Below are 16186 nucleotides of genomic sequence, written 5' to 3' on the forward strand. Positions count from 1 at the left end.
GGCGGCGGAGTGACCCGCGGGACGAGGCCGCTCGACACGGCGCCCGCAACGGCGATGAGGTGGCCCATCGGCCCCTGCGGGGGAGTCCTCCCACAGCAGGTGCCGGGCGCGCCAAAGGGGGCTGCCCACCGATTCGCGCCGGCCGCCCGCCGAGCGCAGCTCACCGCGACATGTGCAACGGCGACGAGCCGGCCCGCTGACGTTTCGAGCCCAGTTGTCCGGCAGCAGCACCTCGCCGAGGCAGAGGCAGAGGCATGGCCGAGGCTGCACCGGTGCAGTCAGCACCCTCGGCCGCGGGGCGAGGCCGGACCGCGCCGCACCCGGACGGCGATCGGTCCCTTGCCCTTACCGTCGAGGCGAAGTGAGCAACGCCGTAGCCAAGTGAGGCAAGCACCCCGCTCGCGCGACCGCGGCGAGCCGGCCCGTCGGCGTTTCTGGGCTCAGTTCTCCGGCAACAGCACCTCGCCGAGGCGGCGCCAGTGTGGCATCGCCGAGGTGCCCGGTGGGGCGCCGATGACCTGGATGCCGACGTGGTCGGCACCGGCGTCGAGGTGGCCGCGGAGCTTGTCCGCGACGGTGTCGACGTCGCCCCAGAAGACGAGCGCGTCGATGAGGCGGTCGGAGCCGCCGTGGGAGATTTCGGCTTCGGAGTAGCCGAGGCGGCGGAACTTGGCGACGTTGTACTTCGACGTCAGGTAGCGCGCGAGGTGGTCCCGCGCGGTGGCGCGGGCCGTCGAGGGATCGCGTTCGAAGAGGACGGCGTGCTCGACGCCCAGGAAGGCTTCGGGGCCGAGGATCTCGCGTGCTTGCGCGGTGTGGTCGACGGTGACGTGGTAGGCGTGGGCGCCGGAAGCGCGGTCGCGGGCCAGTTCCAGCATCTTGGGTCCGTAAGCGGCCAGGATGCGGCGGATCGGCGACGCTGGAGCGGGGTTCGGGCTTTCCACGGCGTCCATCTCGTCGAGGTACGCGGCCATGGCGGCCAGCGGCTTGACGTCCGGCCGGGAAGCGCCGCCGTAGCCGAGGCCGAGGACGTGGCGGCCGGGATAGGCGTCGGCGAGCAGGTGGGCGGCGCCTTGGGTCCACCGCGCCTGGCGGGACCAGATCTGCGCGATGCCGTTGACGACGTGCATCCGCGAAGTCGCGGCGAGCAGGAAACCCGCGTGCGTCAGGGCTTCGCGGCCCAGCAGCTCCGGGACCCAGATCGCGCGCCAGCCCTGTTCTTCCAGCTCCTGCACTGAATCTCGCATCAAACCAGCGGGCTGGTGTTCGAAGTCGAACGTCCAGATCCCGAACTTCCCCAGCCCGTCCACGGCATCTCGTCGAGTCACACATCGAAGTATCGCAGAATTACGATATGAAGCGCAACCAGGAAGCGCCGGCCGAACCCACACGAGACCTACAACGTCCGCCCCAGCACGGAAACCAGCGAGGCGATCCGCTCCTCGTCGCGCCGGTAGTGCGTCCACTTCCCCACCCGCGTGGACCGCACCAGGCCCGCGCGCTCCAGCTCCGCGAGGTACGCCGACACCGTCGACTGCGCCAGGCCCGCCTTCGCCTGGATGTGGCTCACGCACACACCGACGTCGAGCACGCCGCCGTCGAGCGGGAAGTGCCGCGCGGGCTCGCGCAGCCAGGCGAGCAGCTGCAGCCGCACGGGGTTGGCCAGCGCGCGCAACGCCCGGACGACCTCGGGATCCGCGACTGTTTCCACAACCCCAGGATACCGCGCACGTTTCGCGGTATCCCGATCCGAAACTAGCTCCGCCGCAGGCTCTCGATCGCCATGTCCAGCGCGGCCTCCAGGTGCGCCGAGGACCCCGTGGACAGCAGCATCACCACGCCACCCTGCAGTCCGGCCAGCAGCGCCGACGCCGCCCGCGAGGGGTCGACCGACGCCCCGACCTCGCCGGCCGCCTGCAGGTGGCGGATGCCCGCGGCGAGCTCGGCGAGCCAGCGCTCCACCAGCCGCGTCGACACCGCCTGCGCACCCGGGGTGCTGCGGCCCACCTGCGACATCACGACGTTGAGCGGGCAGAACTGCCCCTGCTCGGTGTAGTGCGCCACCACGGTGTCGCGCCACGACTGCCACGCCTCCCACGTGTGCAGCGCGCCGAGGTAGGGCTGCTGCGAACCCAGCACGCACTCGGCCTCGAACTCGGCGACGGCCAGCAACAGCTGCTCCTTGCCGTCCGGGAAGTAGTGGAACAGCTGGCTTTTGCTGGTGCCGGTCCGCGCCCGGACGTCGTCGAGCGTGGTGTCGAACACACCGCGTTCGCGGATCTCCTCGGCAGCGCCCTCGACGATGCGCTGCCGGGTGGCGGCGCCCTTGGCGGTGAGTGTCTGGGTCACGGGTACACCTTTCTGGACTTGCCGGTCCAATTTAGCGCGGGCACGGTTGAACCCGCCAGTCCATCCCGGGAAAGGAAGACCCACCGTGAACTCACGTTTCGAAGGCCGCACCGCACTCGTCACCGGCTCGACGGGCGGGATCGGCGTCGCCATCGCGCGCGCGTTCGCCGCCGAGGGCGCTCACGTGCTGGTGAGCGGGCGCGATGCCGAACGCGGCGAGAAGGTGACCGCCGGCATCGCCGAAGAAGGCGGCCGCGCCACGTTCCTGCGTGCCGACCTCACCACCGGCGCCGCCGTGCGCGAGCTCGCCGAAGCCGCCGAAGGGGCAGCCGGCGGGGCGCTCGACATCCTCGTCAACAACGCCGCCCTGCTGATCTGGCCGTCGCCCACCGTCGATCTGGCCGAAGAGCTCATCGACGCCGGGCTCGCCGTGAACATCAAGGCGCCCATGCTGCTCACCGGCCTGCTCGCACCGGGCATGACCGCGCGCGGCAGCGGCGCGATCGTGAACCTCGGCTCCATCAACGGCCTCGACGGCATGGCCGGCTCCGCCCTCTACAGCACCACGAAGGCCGCCGTGCACTCGCTGACCAAGTCGTGGGCCGCCGAGTACGGACCGTCGGGCGTGCGCGTGAACACCGTCGCGCCCGGGCCCACGCTCACCGAGCGCATCGCGGGTGCGGACGAAGCGCTCGAGCACCTGCGGCCGATGCTGGCGACCGTCCCCTCGCGCCGCGCGAGCCGGCCGGAGGAGATCGCGAACGCCGTGCTGTTCCTGGCGAGCGACGACGCGCTGAACATCCACGGCACCACGCTCAGCGTCGACGGTGGTTATTCGGCCGTGCGGTCCGCCTGAGTCAGAAGGCCGTGCCGCCGTCCGACCAGTTCGTCTCGCCGAAGTCCTCGTCGTCCACCGCCGCACGCCGAGGACGCGGCTGCGGTTTCGGCTCAGGCTCAGGCGCCGCGGCAACGACGGTTTCCGGAGGCTCCCCCGCGGCTTCCGGCACCCCGTTCGGCCACACGCACGGCGAGGTCGCCCCCAGGTACAGCTTGCCGAGCTCGTTGGCCTGGATCGACATGTCGAAGCTGTCGGAAGCGTTGCGCGCGAACACGTACTGGTCGGCCGGCCGCCGATCGGTGACGACGGTGAAGCCGTGCGCCCGCCACCAGGTGACCACGGCGTCGAAGTGCTCGCCGAACGCCGCCACCTGCACGCCGGTGATCTCGTAGGTCACCGAGATCTCGAACCGTCCGCGCGGGCCGTCGTCGGTCGGGTCGGTGCACTCGGAGCGGTTCTGCGAGAACAACGTGCGCGACGGCTTGCCCGGCAACGCCTCGAACGCGGCGCGCACGTAGTCCTCGACCCGGTCGTGGGCTTGTTTCTCGGTCATCGTGGTTTCCATGGCCCCACCTCCGGGGGAGCAGGCGACGCAGGTCAGCAGGACAGTCAGCGCGACGAGGACGCGACGGGCGCTCACCCCGGCTTCCCCGCGATGATGCGGCCGAAGCTGCGCAGCGAGGGGTTGTTGTCCTCCCAGTACTGGCTGTGCGCCGCACCGGAAAGCCCGCCCTCGTACCACGGGCCCTTGGTGCCGGGTGCGGAGTCGAAGACCTGGCCGCCGAAGTCCGAGCCCGTCGGACTCGGGCCCAGCGGGTCGTGGCCGGCGACGCCGACGTTGGTGATCTTGATCATGTCGTGCTCGGCGACGGTGGAGTGCACGTGCTGCGCCACCTGGTCCTGCGGCACGCCGTCGAGGTGCAGCTGGTTGGCGTGGTCGACGCCGACGCCCGGGCTCGCGACGAACACGAGCTCGTCGGCGTCGAGGCCACCGTCGCGCGCGGCGTGGCCGACCACGGTGGTGCCGTAGCTGTGGCCGAGCACGGTGTTGTGCGAAGGCGCGCCGTCGTGCGACGCGCGCACGCCTTCCTCGAACTTCGAGAGGTCGGCTTTTCCGTGGTCGGCATAGCTTTCGCCGGCCGCGTCCCACAGTTCGTCCGGCGCGTCGTAGCCGACCCAGGTGATCACGGACGGCGAGGGCGAGCCCGCCATCGTCGCCGACTGCCACATCTTGTCCGAGCGCCCGAGGTCGCCGCCGATCTTCGAGAGCTCACTGCCGGTGCCGGGCACGTACGTCGCGACATCCGTTGCGGTGTCGGGATTTCCCGCGGCGACCACGGCTTTGCCGTCGCCGCTGGTGTCGAGCTGGACCAGGTACGCCTGCGGTTTGCCGGGGCCGGTGGCGTTCAGGCGGTTGTCGATATCGGTGAGCCCGCGCAGCTTCGCCTTGGCGTCGTCACTCGGATCGTTCCGCAGCCGGGTCATTTCCCGTTGCAGGACAACGCGGTTGGCGGCGTCGCGGTCCTTCACCGGGACGCCGTCGAGGTTGCGCACGAGGTCTGGGTTGTCGCGCAGGATCGTGCCCTGCGCCGTGGCCGACAGGCTGTCCCACCACGCGCGGTTGTCGCCGGGCGTGCCACCCTGCGGCGGGCCGATGGTCGACAGGCCGCTCTGGGCGGTGCCGGCGTCGGCCGCCTGCGCGAGCGTTGTGGCGCCCTGGTCGGTGATCTCGCCGCGCGCGGCACGCGTGAGGATGCCGGCGAAATCGGCGTCGACGTCGGTGGCCTGGCGCAGGATCTGCTCGATCCGGTCGGTGAGCTCGACCCGGTCGGTGAGCTCGACCCGGATCCGCTCGTCGGGTGCCGCTCCCGGACCCGGCACGGTGGTGACCCAGCCGCCGTCGTCGATCGCGAACCCGTTGTGCGAAGCCAAATCGTCGGTGTCGCGGACGTCGGCGGTGATCCGTTCCACGGCCAGCTGCGTCTCGTGTGCCCCACGTCGAACGGCCGAAGCCTCGGCCACGAGCTGTTCGAGCCTCGTGGTCAACGCGGTGCCCCGAGCCCGCGCGGCTGTCGCGGCGTCACCGGTCCAGCCGTCGAGGCGAGACATGCCTTCGACGTCGCCGTCGGCGGCCAGGAGCTGCTCGCAGCGTTGGTTCAGCAGATCGGCCACCGTGCCGATCGCCCCGGCGTTCCAGCTCCGCACATCGCCCCAGGTGATCACCGGCCCGCCCCGTTCACGTCGTCCGCGGCCTGCTGCTCGGTGCCGCGGTAGCCGCGCGCGGCGTCGTCGAGCTGCTCGCCGTACGCGTCCGTGTCGGTCGCCCACTGCGGCACGGCCTCGTGCCAGACATCGCTCAGCTGCGCCGCCGCGGTCACGCTCGTGCCGCCCGGCATTCCGGTCGCGATCCCGCTGAGCGGGCCGGCCAGGTCCACCGGACGCACGGTCGCGGCCGCGCGGTGGGCGTGCCCCGCCGCCTCGCTCACCGTCGCCGGAACGACTTCGAACCCCGCACCCATGCGTACCTCGTCTTCCCCAGGTGACCAGACGACACCGTACGACGAACGGCGTATGCGCGCGGTTCCGAGACAACCCCGGAAATCCGGATTGTCTGTACCACTGCGCCTGACCTGCGCACTTTCGCACTTACCTTGTCCACATATGTGAATGCCAGTCACGTGACTGAATAGTTATCAGCCGGTGTATTGCCCACGGATGGGCCGCGTGTGACGGTGTACGGCGAAGTTCGCCGGAACGCGTCCGGCGCCCTGCCAGGGAAAAACCGGCTATTCGAGACCCACCATGTTCGGCCGACGGCGCTGGTCCCCACCGGCGAACCGCACCGGCCGGCCAGCACCGGAAAGAGACGGCTCGGTTATGACACAGACAGCCGCGGCGCGGCGGCCCATCAACAGGACCACGTTGTACTTCTTCGGTGCCCTCGGCGGCATCCTGTTCGGTTACGACCTCGGTGTCATTTCGGGTGTGCTGCCGTTCATCGGCAAGACCTGGAACCTGACCGGGTGGGACAAGGGCGTGATCACCGCCAGCCTGTCGGTCGGCGCGATCATCGGTGCCATCTTCTCCTCGCGGATGAACGAGAAGGTGGGCCGGCGTCGCACGATCATGGTGGCCGCGGTCATCGTCATCATCGGCACGATCGCGGCGAGCGCGTCGCCGAGCTTCGCGCTGCTGATCATCTCGCGGCTCGTGATCGGCGTCGGCATCGGACTGTCCTCGTCCACGGTGCCGACCTATCTGTCCGAGCTGGCCCCGGCCCGCCAGCGCGGTGCCATGGGTGCGCTCAACCAGATCTTCATCGTGCTCGGCATCCTGATCGCGTTCCTCGTGAGCTACGGCCTCGGCCCGTCCGGCAACTGGCGGCTGATGTTCGCCGGCGCCGTCGTGCCGGCCGTGATCCTGCTCGTGGGCCTGATCTTCCTGCCCGAGACGCCGCGGTGGCTGGTCGCCAACGGCCAGGAGGAGCAGGCGCGCTCGGTGCTCAAGAGCTCGCACGGCACCTCGGTGAACGTCGACGAGGAGATCAGCACCATCCGCGAGGTCATCCGCCTCGACACCGAATCGGCCAAGACGCGCTTCCGCGACCTGTGGGCGCCGATGGTGCGCCCGATGCTGATCGTGGCTCTGCTGCTCGCCGTCGGCCAGCAGTTCAGCGGTGTCAACGCGGTCAACGCGTACTTCCCGACCATGCTGATCGGCCTCGGCTTCGCCACCCAGGCGGCGCTGCTGTCCGGTGTGCTGCTGGGTGTCACGAAGTTCCTGTTCACCGCGTGGGTGGTGTTCGTCGTCGACCGCTGGGGCCGCAAGCCGCTGCTGCTGATCGGCAACGTGCTCATGGTCATCACGCTCGTCGCGGCCGGGTTCATCGTGATCGAGGTGGACGACGTGACCACCAAGGGCATCCTGATGCTCGTCGCGATGGTGCTCTACCTGGTGGGCTACGAGCTCGGCTGGGGCGCGGTCGTGTGGGTCATGATGGCCGAGGTGTTCCCGCTCAAGGTCCGCGCGGCGGGCATGGGCATCAGCAGTGTGGTGCTGTGGGCCGCCACCGGCATCATCAGCGCGATCTTCCCGATCATCTCCGATCCCGGGGCGCTGGGGCTCGGCGGTTCGATGTTCCTGTTCGCGGGGATCAACGTCGTGCTGTTCGGCCTCACCAAGTGGCTGGTCCCCGAGACCAAGGGCCGCACGCTCGAGCAGATCGAGCTCGACCTGCGCGGGCGCCACAAGGCGCGCGCCAAGGCCGAAGCGGCCTGATCACCTCCACCCGGACGGCCGGGGGGGGGGGGGGGGGGCCCCCCCCCCCCCCCGGCCGCCGTCGTCTTCAGGTCCGCTTCAGGTCCACTTCGGACAGAATTTGCCGCGCGGAGTTGGCACGACGGTGATCACGGTGCTGTACTGCCACCAGAGCGTGAGGAGGTGGCGGCATGACCGAGCCGGACGGGACACCGGGCCGGCACCGCGTGTCCGATCCCGCCGAACCCGGCGACCTGCCGCTCGTGCGGCCGTACGCGCGCACCAGCACACCCGCGCCCGTCAGCCAGGAGCTCGCGCTGGAGACACTGGTCTCGACCACCGAGCTGGGCCGCCGGCTGAGCCGCTTGCTGCGGGAGCCCTACGGCAGCGCGTGCGAGCTGTGCGTGTCCACGGTGTCGGTCGCCGAGCTGTCGGCGTACCTCAACCTCTCGATCGGCACCGCGCGCGAGCTCGTCGAGGAACTGGTCGGCGAAGAGCTGCTCTACGCCCACCCGCCGGTCGGCGCGTACGACGCCCAAGCCCGCACACAGGTGCTCGGCCGCATGCTCGGCGGGCTCGACCGGCTGTAGCACCGCGGATATCCTCGGCGCGGTGACGACTTCCGTGGCCCGGTTCGACCGGTGGATCAGGAACGAGTTCGTCGAGTACAACACCCCGCTGGAAGAGGCGTACTTCGCCGAGCGGCGCGAGGTCCTCGACGGCCGTCCCGAGCTGGACGAGCTCAAGCGCGCCATCGTCGCCGAAGGCCACCACCTGATCGGCCGCATCCTCGACGAGGGCGCGCTACCCGTGGTAGAGCGGGAGAAGTACCAGCTTCTCGGGATGGTGGGCTACCACCTCGCTGCCTGCCGGAGGCACGAATCGGTTGCGCCGGGTGCCGGGCAGCTGTCGTCCGCCTGGGCGCTGGCATCGTTGCTCGGGTCCTCGCTGGGTGTGGCGCCGCGATTCGTTTTCGCGCACCAGGCGATGTACAACCCGGCCAGTGGCGGACAGTTCCAGACCTTCACTTCACTCGAGGACGAGGCTGTTTTCCTGACCAACAACGGGCTGGCCGTCTTCGCTTACCAACGCGCGGCCGAGGCCGTTCGCCGCGTCGTTCCGATCGGGGTGTCGAGCCCGCTTTCGGCGTATTTGCTGGAGACGGCGCGGGCGGCGCTGGAAGACGTGCTGCAGTTCAACCGGACGCTCTCGAAGACGCTGGACGTGGAGCGGTTCTTCTTCAACGTGCGGCCGTATTTCAAAACGTACCGCGTGGGCAACGCCGAATACCGCGGCGCGAACGCCGGTGACTTCTCCGCGATCAACGAGCTCGACGTCCTGCTGGGACTGGTGACCACACGGGATCCCTTCTACCAGAACGTGGTGGTGGAGAAGAACCCGTACGTGACCCCCGAGGACCAGGTGCGGCTGCGGGCGATCCGCGACGAGGAATCACTGCTCACGCGATTCCTCCGGGAAGCCGAGACTTCGCCGGACCCGCAGCTGAGCCGGAACGCGGAACTGTTCCTCGCGGTGTGCCGCGCCCACGGTGCCGCGTACACCTATCACCACCACAAGCTCGTTTTGCCGTTCCTCGTCGAACCCGCGAAAACGGCGCCGCCGGAACGGATTTCGGAGCTCACCGCGAGCGGTCCGCCATTGGAGGTCGTGGTTTCCGGTCTTTCGTACCTGGCGGATCTGCGTTCGGCGCGCGACCGGCCCGGAAAACCGTCCGCTCGAAAAGACCTCGACCGGCTCCGGGAACTGGTTTCGGCCGGAACCGGTGACGGCCACCCTGCGTCACTCACCGCATCGGCCGAGTAACTCCGCAGGTCCGGCGGCGACTTTCCCACCGTTGATCCCGATCGACGAAAGGGAAGTGAAGCCTTGAGACCGAGAATGTGGGCCGGCGCCGCAACGCTGGCCGTGACGGCTCTTGCCATGAGTGCGCTACCGGCCGCGGCCGTGACCGGGAACCTGCCGGGCGGGACGAGCATCGCGGTCACCGTGACCGGGCCGGCCGAGAACACCGTGATCCCCCAGGGACCCGCGACCGTCACCGGCACCGCGTCGGTGGGCACCGGCGCGGCGGTGAAGGACACCGGGCTCACCTACGTGCTCGACGTGTCCGGCAGCACCGGCTCCGGCTGCGCGAACACCACCGTGCTGGGCTGCGAGATCGCGGCGGCCAAGGCGCTCAACAACGACGCGGCGGCCCCGAACACCGTGATCGGCAGCGTCGGCGCGGCTGTGTTCGGCACCGGTGGCGCCGCCGCCGACGTGCGTCCCGCGGCCGGCGACCAGCCCCTGACCACCCCGACCGCCGACGACAACGGCAACGGCACCCGCGACATCAACGAGGTGCTCGATTCGGCCGTCATCGGCGGAGTCGGCAAGTTCACCGCGAAGAGCTTCCCGAGCGGCACGGACTACGTCGCCGGGATCAACGCCGCGACGACCGTGACGAACGCGCAGACCGAGAACCGCAAGATCGTGGTCTTCCTCTCCGACGGCATCGCGGGCGGTGACGTGCGGCCGCCGCTGAGCTCCGTGCCCGCGAGCGTCACGTACTACACGTTCGCCGTCGGCGCCGGGGCGAGCTGCGCCGGGACCTCGTACCCGGCGAGCCTGCAGGCCATCGCCGACCTCACCGGCGGCACCTGCACCGCCGTGCCCGACCCCGCCAACCTGCCCAACGTGCTCCCAGGCGTGATCGACTCGCAGCTCAGCGCGCTGACGCTGTCGGTCGACGGCGGCGGCGCGACCCCCGTGACGAACGTGAACCCCGGGCTGCCCCGCACGGGTCCGGCCTCCGTCACCTATTCCGTGGCCACGGGCAACCTCGCGCCGGGGCGCCACGAGCTGTGCGTGACCGCGCACGGCACCGACGGCGGCGGCCCGGGCACCGTGGCCGACTGCACGCACGTGATCGTGAACGCGCCGCCGGTGGTGGCGGCCGGTGGCCCGTACGCGGGTCAGGAGGGCACCGCGGTGTCGCTGGCCGGCACGGTCACCGATCCCGACGGCCCGGCCGGTTCGCGGCACTGGAGCATCGCGCCGGGCGCGGGTGTCGACGCGGGTGCGACGTGCTCGTTCGGCGACGCGGCAGCGCTGAACACGACCGTGACCTGCGATGACGACGGCACCTGGACCCTCACCCTGACCGCCGACGACCGCATCAACCCGCCGGTGGCGCGCACGACGACGCTGACGCTGACGAACGTCGCGCCGCACGTGAGCATCTCGTCGCCGGCCACCGACGCGGTGTTCGACCACGGGGCCGCGGTGGCGGTGACCGCGCCGTTCACCGACGTCGGCAAGAACGACACGCACACGTGCACCGTCGACTACGCGGACGGTTCACCGCTCGTGACGGGTTCGGTCTCGGAGACCCCGGGCTCGGGCACCTGCACGGCTTCGCACGCGTACACGGTTTCGGGCACGTACAACGTGCTGGTGCGCGTGACCGATGACGACGGTGGCGCGGCGACGGCGATCGTGCGGATCATCGTGAACGATCCGCCGGTGGTCGTGGCCGGTGGCCCGTACGCGGGCCAGGAGGGCACGGCGGTTGCGCTGGCCGGTTCGGTGTCCGATCCGGACGGCCCGTCGCTGGCCACGCACTGGAACGCGACTCCGCAGTCCGGTGTGGACGGTGGAACTTCCTGTGTCTTCGGGGATCCCGCCGCGTTGTCCACCACGGTGACCTGTGACGACGACGGGGTGTGGACGCTGACGCTCTCGGCCGACGATAGCCTCCACCCGGCCGTGCTGAAGACGACCACGCTGACGCTGACGAACGTCGCGCCGCACGTGAGCATCTCGTCGCCGCCCGACGGGCAGCTCGTGCTGCGTGGTGCGTCCGTCGGCGTCACCGCTGGGTTCACCGACGTCGGCACGCACGACACGCACACCTGCACGGTCGACTTCGGCGACGGTTCGCCGGTGGCCACGGGCGCCGTTGCCGAGACGCCGGGTTCGGGCACCTGCACCGCTTCGCACGCCTTCACCGGCGTCGGCGCGCACAACGTGCTGGTCACCGTGACCGACGACGACGGTGGCGCGGCCACCGCCGTGGTCAAGATCGTGTCATACGTCCGGGCCGAGGCGTGGTCGCTCAGCGCGAGCGGCCTGATCAACGTCAGCAAGACGCCGCTCGCCGGCTGCCCTCCGAACAGCGACCACACCACGGCTTCGCTGAACGTGCTCGGGCTGGCCTCCGTTCAGGCCCTCCACGCCGACTGCACCCTCGACGCGGCTTCCGGCCGCACGAACGCGGGCGCCCTCGTCTCCGGCGCTTCGCTGCTGGGTGGCGTGATCTCACTGAAGGACATCCAGACGTCCTGCGTCGCCGACGAGACCGGCCTGCACGGGTCTTCCCGCGTGGGCACGCTGAACGGCCGGCCGATCGGCACCGGCCCGGTCACCATCGGCATCCCCGGGGTGGCGACCGTGCACCTCAACGAGACGGTCACCGGGCCGAACGGCCAGCTCGCGCAGTACGCCGTGCGGGTCGTGACGCTGCTCGGCCAGGAGATCGTGCTGTCGGGCTGCCGGATGGGCTTCTGACGGCGCGTGGTGCCGCGGCAGAGGTTCAGCCGCGGCACCACGTCGTTCTGTGTGACCGCTCGAAGTTCAGCTGCCGCCGCGCAGGGAATGGATCATGCTCTGCAGGATCCGGAACGCGCCTGACTGCTCGGTCTCGGTCAGACCGGCCAGCATTCTGACCTCGACGGACCGGACCGCCACGGTCGCCTTCTCGAGTTTCCGCCGGCCGCGAGGCGTGAGCCGCGCAGGAAGAACCTTCCCGACGGGCGCCTCCGCCGGCCTGGTCACGTGGCCCTCTCGTTCCAGGGCCTGAAGCAGCACGTTCATCGACTGCCGGGTCACGAACGCGCCCCGCGCGAGCTCCGAGTTCGACAAGCCCGGTCGTTGAGCCAGCAGCTCGAGGCAGGAGTAGTGCGTCACCGTCATCCCGAGCGGCCGCAGCACCTCTTCCATGGCTGCGCGCAGGGCGCTCGACGCCTCCTTCAGCAGGTAGCCCAGGGACTTGTCCAGATCGACGCCGTCTTGACTCATGTCAGCATTCTGACATAGGTTGGCGCGTGTCAGAAGACTGACACGAAAGAAGGAGCGTCATCATGCCCGCCACCGGCCCCGACTTCATCTCGCTCCAAGCGCGCAACCTCGGCGCTTCGCAGGCGTTCTACGAGCAGTACCTCGGCCTCGTCCGCTCGCCGGCCGGACCTCCGCACGCCGTCGTCTTCGAGACGAAGCCGATCGCGTTCGCACTCCGCGACGTCGTTCCCGGCACCGATCTCGCATCCGTCGCCCAGCCCGGCATCGGCGCCGCCATCTGGCTCCACGCCACGGACGTCCAGGCCATTCACGACGCTCTCGTCGCCGACGGTCACCCGATCGTCTCCGCGCCGATCGACGGCCCCTTCGGCCGGACCTTCACCTTCGCCGACCCCGACGGCTACCAGGTCACTCTCCACGACCGCGCCTGATTCCCCGAAGAAACCCATTCGGACGAATGCGACGAGCGAAAGAGCGCCGCGGATGAATTGTTATCCCGGCAGGGTGGACAGACCGCGTGGAAAATGTCTTGTCGACCCGATCGGGTGAGTGCGGAAAAAAGTCCACCGGTGCATTAACCCGCGTAACGTGAAGCGGCCCGGCACCCATGGGAAGGGGTGCCGGGCCGGTTCGCGGGGGCGGGTCAGCAGCTGATGAGCAGGCTGGTGACGGCGTGGCAGGAGCGCGACGCCTTGTCGTTGGCCGCGTTGGGGTCCGTCGGGGAGCTCGCCTGGCGCTGGGCCGTCGTGGTGAGCGTGCCGAGGGTCAGGAGGCCGGCGCGGGCCGTGAAGCTCGCCTTGGCCGAGGAGCCCGAGGGCAGGGACGCGACGTTGCAGGCGACCGTACGGCCGGAAGCCGTGCAGCTGGAGGACTTCGAGTACTGCAGGCCGCTGGGCAGCGTCGCCTGGAGCTTCACGCCGGTGGCGGTGGCCGGGCCGCTGTTCTTCGCGGTGATCGTGTACGTGATCTCCGAGCTGAGCACGCCCGTGGGCGCGGCGGTCAGCGACACGGCGACGTCGGCGGAGTCGGTGGCCGGGGTGATGCTGATGGCCGGGCCGTCGAGGGTCTCGAACGCGAAGTTGTCGCCGACGAACTGGTCCTGCAGGGTGACCGAGCCGGTCGGGGCGGTGTCCTTCACCTTGAGGGTGAAGGTGACCGTGGCGCTCTGGCTCGGCGCGAGGTCGCCGACGGTCGCGCGGAGGCTGCTGCCGAGCACACCGCACGCGACGTTGCAGGACACCACGTCGGCGACGTCGGTGATCGGCGTCTCCTTGCCGTACAGCGCGGCCTTGGCGCCGGTGACGACGAAGTCCTGCGTGTTGTACAGCGTCTCGGTGACCGTGAAGGTCTCACCGCGCTGCAGGCTCGTCGGGCTCACGTCGATCGCGCTGCTGGGCGGAGCCGCGAGCGCCGCGCCGGGCGCCACGAACAGCGTCGCGGCGGAGGCCGCCACCACTGAGAGAATGGTGATACCACGCCGGCGTCTTTGCTTGTCCATGCTTTCTCACTATTTCGTCCGAGGGGTACCGCTCTGGCATTTTCGGGAAGACTCGGGAAAACGTAGCTGCCCCTCCGTCGCCCGAAGCCCTTCGTTCGTTACAGGGCCATTCAGAGCACTCGGCGCTGATCCACAGTGAGTTATTCACCCGATTCACCCGGCGGCCGGTGGAGATCAGTCAGGCAGCAGCGGCACCGAGATCCCGGGGTCGTGCCCCAGCAGCGACCCGCGCGTGATCGCGGCGCTCCCGAACCGGTCGCGGATCCCGTCGACGGCCGTGTCGACGGCCACCCCGTCCTCGATCTCGAACGGCAGCACCAGCTGCACCGACCCGTGCGGCGTGAGGTTCGAGAACGAGATCCCCAGCAGGGTGAGCCCGCGGTCGTAGACCAGCGATTGGGCCTCCACCAACAACTTCCGCGCCGCGGCCAGCAACGTCTCGGTGTGGTCGGTGGCCTCGACCAGCGTCCGCGACCGCGTGGCCCGGGTGAAGTCGGCGAACCGCATGCGCAGCACCACCGTCCGGGTGAGCCGAGACGCCGACCGCAGCCGCCGCGCCAGCCGGTCCACAATGGACACCAGCAGCTCGTCCAGCTCCGCCATCGACCGCCGACGCCGCCCCAGAGCCCGCTGCGACCCCATGGACCGCCGACGCCGCCCGGCCTGCACCGGACGTGGGTCCAGACCGTGCGACAGCGCGTGGAGGTGATGGCCGGCACCCCGCCCGAGCATCGACACCAGGTCCACCTCCGGCAGCTCCGCCACCTGCCGCACGGTGCGGATCCCGCGGGAGCGCAGCTTTTCCGACGTCACCTTCCCCACGCCCCACAGCCGCTCCACCGGCAAGGGGTGCAGGAACTCCAGCTCCCCCTCGGGCGGCACGACCAGCAACCCGTCCGGCTTCGCCACCGCGCTGGCCACCTTCGCGAGGAACTTCGTGCGTGCCACCCCCACCGTGATCGGCAGCCCGACACGCGCCAGCACCTCCGCGCGCAGCCGCCGCGCGATCTCCGACGGGCTGCCCGCGATGCGCCGCAGCCCGCCGACGTCGAGGAACGCCTCGTCGATCGACAGCCCCTCCACGACCGGCGTCGTGTCACGGAAGACCTCGAACACGGCCTTGCTCGCCGCGCTGTACGCCGCCATCCGCGGCGGCACCACCACGGCGTGCGGGCACAACCGCAGGGCCTGCGCACCGCCCATGGCCGTGCGCACGCCCAGCCGCTTCGCCTCGTAACTCGCCGCCAGCACCACCCCGCCCCCGACGATCACGGGCCGGCCGCGCAGACGCGGGTCGTCGCGCTGCTCGACCGACGCGTAGAACGCGTCGAGGTCGGCGTGGAGGATGGGGCCTTCGGTCGACACGAACACATGTTCGCATCGAGCACCGACAAAATCGGCCCCCTTGACACCCGAACGGACCAGCATGCGCCATCGGAGGCTGTCCCCGCGCTGTCCACGGTCGTCGTCGCGGGCCGGGCCGCGATGCCACTCCGCTCAGCGAAGTGGGCGGAATGTTCGGCGAAGGTCGTGGGTCCAGGCCCCGGGGTTGTCCCACGGGCCGAAGTGACCGCCCCGCCGGTGGACGTTGGCCTCACGCAGGTCGGCGTAGATCTCGGTGGTGCCGTGCCGGATCGCGGCTTCGTACTGTTCCGCGGTGTCGATGCCCGGAGAGGCGTGGTCGCCGAGGTGGAAGGTGAAGCTGGTCGGCACGATGACCCCCGGGGTGGTCCAGTCCGCTTCGGGCTCGGGGTAGAGGTGGACGTTCTGGTATGCGCGGATCGAGGAGCCGATGCTCTGGGTGACCCAGTAGATCGTCGCGTTGGTGAGGATGTGGTCGGCCGGGAAGACGTCCTCGAACACCTGGGACTGGTCACTCCAGCTCTTCCACCGCTTGAGGATTCAGGCGAGCATGCCGGCCGGCGAGTCGTTGAGCCCGTGGGTGAGGGTCTGCGCGTCGCAGGGTGTGCACGGCCCCGTGTGACGCGAGTGTCTCGACGAACATGCTCAGGTCGTGCCGCAGCTCGGGTGAGGCGTCCTCGGGTACCGGCGCGCCACCGGTGATGTCCCAGTAGCGGTCGCCCTGGAAAGCGGGCAACGGCGCGGGCACGCCGAGGTGCAGGCCGGCCACCGCGTCCGGGTTCCGGTGGGTGATCTGGGCGGCG

At 70.1% G+C, this 16186-nt stretch carries 17 protein-coding genes; 6 read left to right on the top strand and 11 right to left on the bottom strand.

Annotated features, from left to right (window positions below; genetic code table 11):
- Nucleotides 1–440: 440 nt before the first annotated feature.
- The 3 genes from AB0K15_RS30585 to AB0K15_RS30595 form a co-directional block, all read right to left on the bottom strand.
- A complete protein-coding gene (locus AB0K15_RS30585) occupies nt 441–1328 on the bottom strand; it encodes a TIGR03620 family F420-dependent LLM class oxidoreductase (protein ID WP_364058005.1) in 888 nt (295 codons plus the stop codon).
- A gap of 68 nt (nt 1329–1396) precedes the next feature.
- On the bottom strand, nt 1397–1711 hold the full coding sequence (locus tag AB0K15_RS30590) for a metalloregulator ArsR/SmtB family transcription factor (protein ID WP_364058008.1): 315 nt from the start codon (nt 1709–1711) through the stop codon (nt 1397–1399).
- A gap of 44 nt (nt 1712–1755) precedes the next feature.
- A complete protein-coding gene (locus AB0K15_RS30595) occupies nt 1756–2349 on the bottom strand; it encodes a TetR/AcrR family transcriptional regulator (RefSeq protein WP_364058011.1) in 594 nt (197 codons plus the stop codon).
- An 85-nt stretch (nt 2350–2434) separates the two neighbouring features.
- On the opposite strand from AB0K15_RS30595, the gene AB0K15_RS30600 reads away from it, so the two are divergent.
- Entirely contained in the window at nt 2435–3205 is a 771-nt protein-coding gene (locus AB0K15_RS30600) for an SDR family oxidoreductase (RefSeq protein ID WP_364058014.1), read from the top strand.
- A gap of 1 nt (nt 3206) precedes the next feature.
- Here AB0K15_RS30600 and AB0K15_RS30605 read toward each other — a convergent pair whose 3' ends face one another.
- The 3 genes from AB0K15_RS30605 to AB0K15_RS30615 all read right to left on the bottom strand — a co-directional run bounded on the left by AB0K15_RS30605 (nt 3207) and on the right by AB0K15_RS30615 (nt 5706).
- Nucleotides 3207–3752, bottom strand: a complete 546-nt coding sequence (locus AB0K15_RS30605) for a hypothetical protein (RefSeq protein WP_364058017.1) — start codon at nt 3750–3752, stop codon at nt 3207–3209.
- A 71-nt stretch (nt 3753–3823) separates the two neighbouring features.
- Nucleotides 3824–5410 (bottom strand): alpha/beta hydrolase, encoded by a 1587-nt coding sequence (locus tag AB0K15_RS30610; protein ID WP_364058020.1) that lies wholly within the window; start codon nt 5408–5410, stop codon nt 3824–3826.
- The gene (locus AB0K15_RS30615; RefSeq protein WP_364058023.1) at nt 5407–5706 is read right to left on the bottom strand and encodes a type VII secretion target; all 300 of its coding nucleotides are present in this window, start codon (nt 5704–5706) and stop codon (nt 5407–5409) included. The genes AB0K15_RS30610 and AB0K15_RS30615 overlap by 4 nt, the downstream gene beginning before the upstream one ends.
- 358 nt (nt 5707–6064) lie before the next feature.
- On the opposite strand from AB0K15_RS30615, the gene AB0K15_RS30620 reads away from it, so the two are divergent.
- The 4 genes from AB0K15_RS30620 (at nt 6065) to AB0K15_RS30635 (ending at nt 12013) form a co-directional block, all read left to right on the top strand.
- Nucleotides 6065–7465 (top strand): sugar porter family MFS transporter, encoded by a 1401-nt coding sequence (locus AB0K15_RS30620; RefSeq protein WP_364058026.1) that lies wholly within the window; start codon nt 6065–6067, stop codon nt 7463–7465.
- 170 nt (nt 7466–7635) lie between these two features.
- The gene (locus AB0K15_RS30625; RefSeq protein ID WP_364058029.1) at nt 7636–8034 is read left to right on the top strand and encodes a DUF742 domain-containing protein; all 399 of its coding nucleotides are present in this window, start codon (nt 7636–7638) and stop codon (nt 8032–8034) included.
- Nucleotides 8035–8056: 22 nt separating this feature from the next.
- A complete protein-coding gene (locus AB0K15_RS30630; protein WP_364058032.1) occupies nt 8057–9268 on the top strand; it encodes a monodechloroaminopyrrolnitrin synthase PrnB family protein in 1212 nt (403 codons plus the stop codon).
- A gap of 117 nt (nt 9269–9385) precedes the next feature.
- Nucleotides 9386–12013 (top strand): PKD domain-containing protein, encoded by a 2628-nt coding sequence (locus tag AB0K15_RS30635; RefSeq protein ID WP_364058035.1) that lies wholly within the window; start codon nt 9386–9388, stop codon nt 12011–12013.
- A gap of 66 nt (nt 12014–12079) precedes the next feature.
- Here AB0K15_RS30635 and AB0K15_RS30640 read toward each other — a convergent pair whose 3' ends face one another.
- The gene (locus AB0K15_RS30640) at nt 12080–12523 is read right to left on the bottom strand and encodes a MarR family transcriptional regulator (RefSeq protein WP_364058037.1); all 444 of its coding nucleotides are present in this window, start codon (nt 12521–12523) and stop codon (nt 12080–12082) included.
- A 62-nt stretch (nt 12524–12585) separates the two neighbouring features.
- On the opposite strand from AB0K15_RS30640, the gene AB0K15_RS30645 reads away from it, so the two are divergent.
- Complete coding sequence (locus AB0K15_RS30645) at nt 12586–12954, top strand: VOC family protein (RefSeq protein ID WP_364058040.1); 369 nt, start codon at nt 12586–12588, stop codon at nt 12952–12954.
- Nucleotides 12955–13166: 212 nt separating this feature from the next.
- Here the strand turns inward: AB0K15_RS30645 and AB0K15_RS30650 are convergent, their stop codons facing one another.
- The 4 genes from AB0K15_RS30650 to AB0K15_RS30665 form a co-directional block, all read right to left on the bottom strand.
- Nucleotides 13167–13976, bottom strand: coding sequence for a hypothetical protein (locus tag AB0K15_RS30650; protein WP_364058043.1), 810 nt, complete (start codon nt 13974–13976; stop codon nt 13167–13169).
- Between the two features lie 219 nt (nt 13977–14195).
- Nucleotides 14196–15392 (bottom strand): DNA polymerase IV, encoded by a 1197-nt coding sequence (gene dinB, locus AB0K15_RS30655; RefSeq protein WP_364058046.1) that lies wholly within the window; start codon nt 15390–15392, stop codon nt 14196–14198.
- A 126-nt stretch (nt 15393–15518) separates the two neighbouring features.
- Nucleotides 15519–15884, bottom strand: a complete 366-nt coding sequence (locus AB0K15_RS30660; RefSeq protein ID WP_364058049.1) for a hypothetical protein — start codon at nt 15882–15884, stop codon at nt 15519–15521.
- A gap of 10 nt (nt 15885–15894) precedes the next feature.
- Nucleotides 15895–16152: a hypothetical protein gene (locus AB0K15_RS30665; protein ID WP_364058052.1), complete on the bottom strand. Its 258-nt coding sequence runs from the start codon at nt 16150–16152 to the stop codon at nt 15895–15897.
- Between the last annotated feature and the right edge of the window lie 34 nt (nt 16153–16186).

Source organism: Amycolatopsis sp. NPDC049253, from assembly GCF_040678995.1.
Classification (GTDB): domain Bacteria; phylum Actinomycetota; class Actinomycetes; order Mycobacteriales; family Pseudonocardiaceae; genus Amycolatopsis.

What these genes read in the sequence shown, in the direction of transcription:
- AB0K15_RS30605 (WP_364058017.1), bottom strand. Translation starts at nt 3,752, where the DNA reads ATGGAAACCACGATGACCGAGAAACAAGCCCACGACCGGGTCGAGGAC.
- AB0K15_RS30615 (WP_364058023.1), bottom strand. Translation starts at nt 5,706, where the DNA reads ATGGGTGCGGGGTTCGAAGTCGTTCCGGCGACGGTGAGCGAGGCGGCG.
- AB0K15_RS30620 (WP_364058026.1), top strand. Translation starts at nt 6,065, where the DNA reads ATGACACAGACAGCCGCGGCGCGGCGGCCCATCAACAGGACCACGTTG.
- AB0K15_RS30625 (WP_364058029.1), top strand. Translation starts at nt 7,636, where the DNA reads ATGACCGAGCCGGACGGGACACCGGGCCGGCACCGCGTGTCCGATCCC.
- AB0K15_RS30635 (WP_364058035.1), top strand. Translation starts at nt 9,386, where the DNA reads ATGAGTGCGCTACCGGCCGCGGCCGTGACCGGGAACCTGCCGGGCGGG.
- AB0K15_RS30640 (WP_364058037.1), bottom strand. Translation starts at nt 12,523, where the DNA reads ATGAGTCAAGACGGCGTCGATCTGGACAAGTCCCTGGGCTACCTGCTG.
- AB0K15_RS30645 (WP_364058040.1), top strand. Translation starts at nt 12,586, where the DNA reads ATGCCCGCCACCGGCCCCGACTTCATCTCGCTCCAAGCGCGCAACCTC.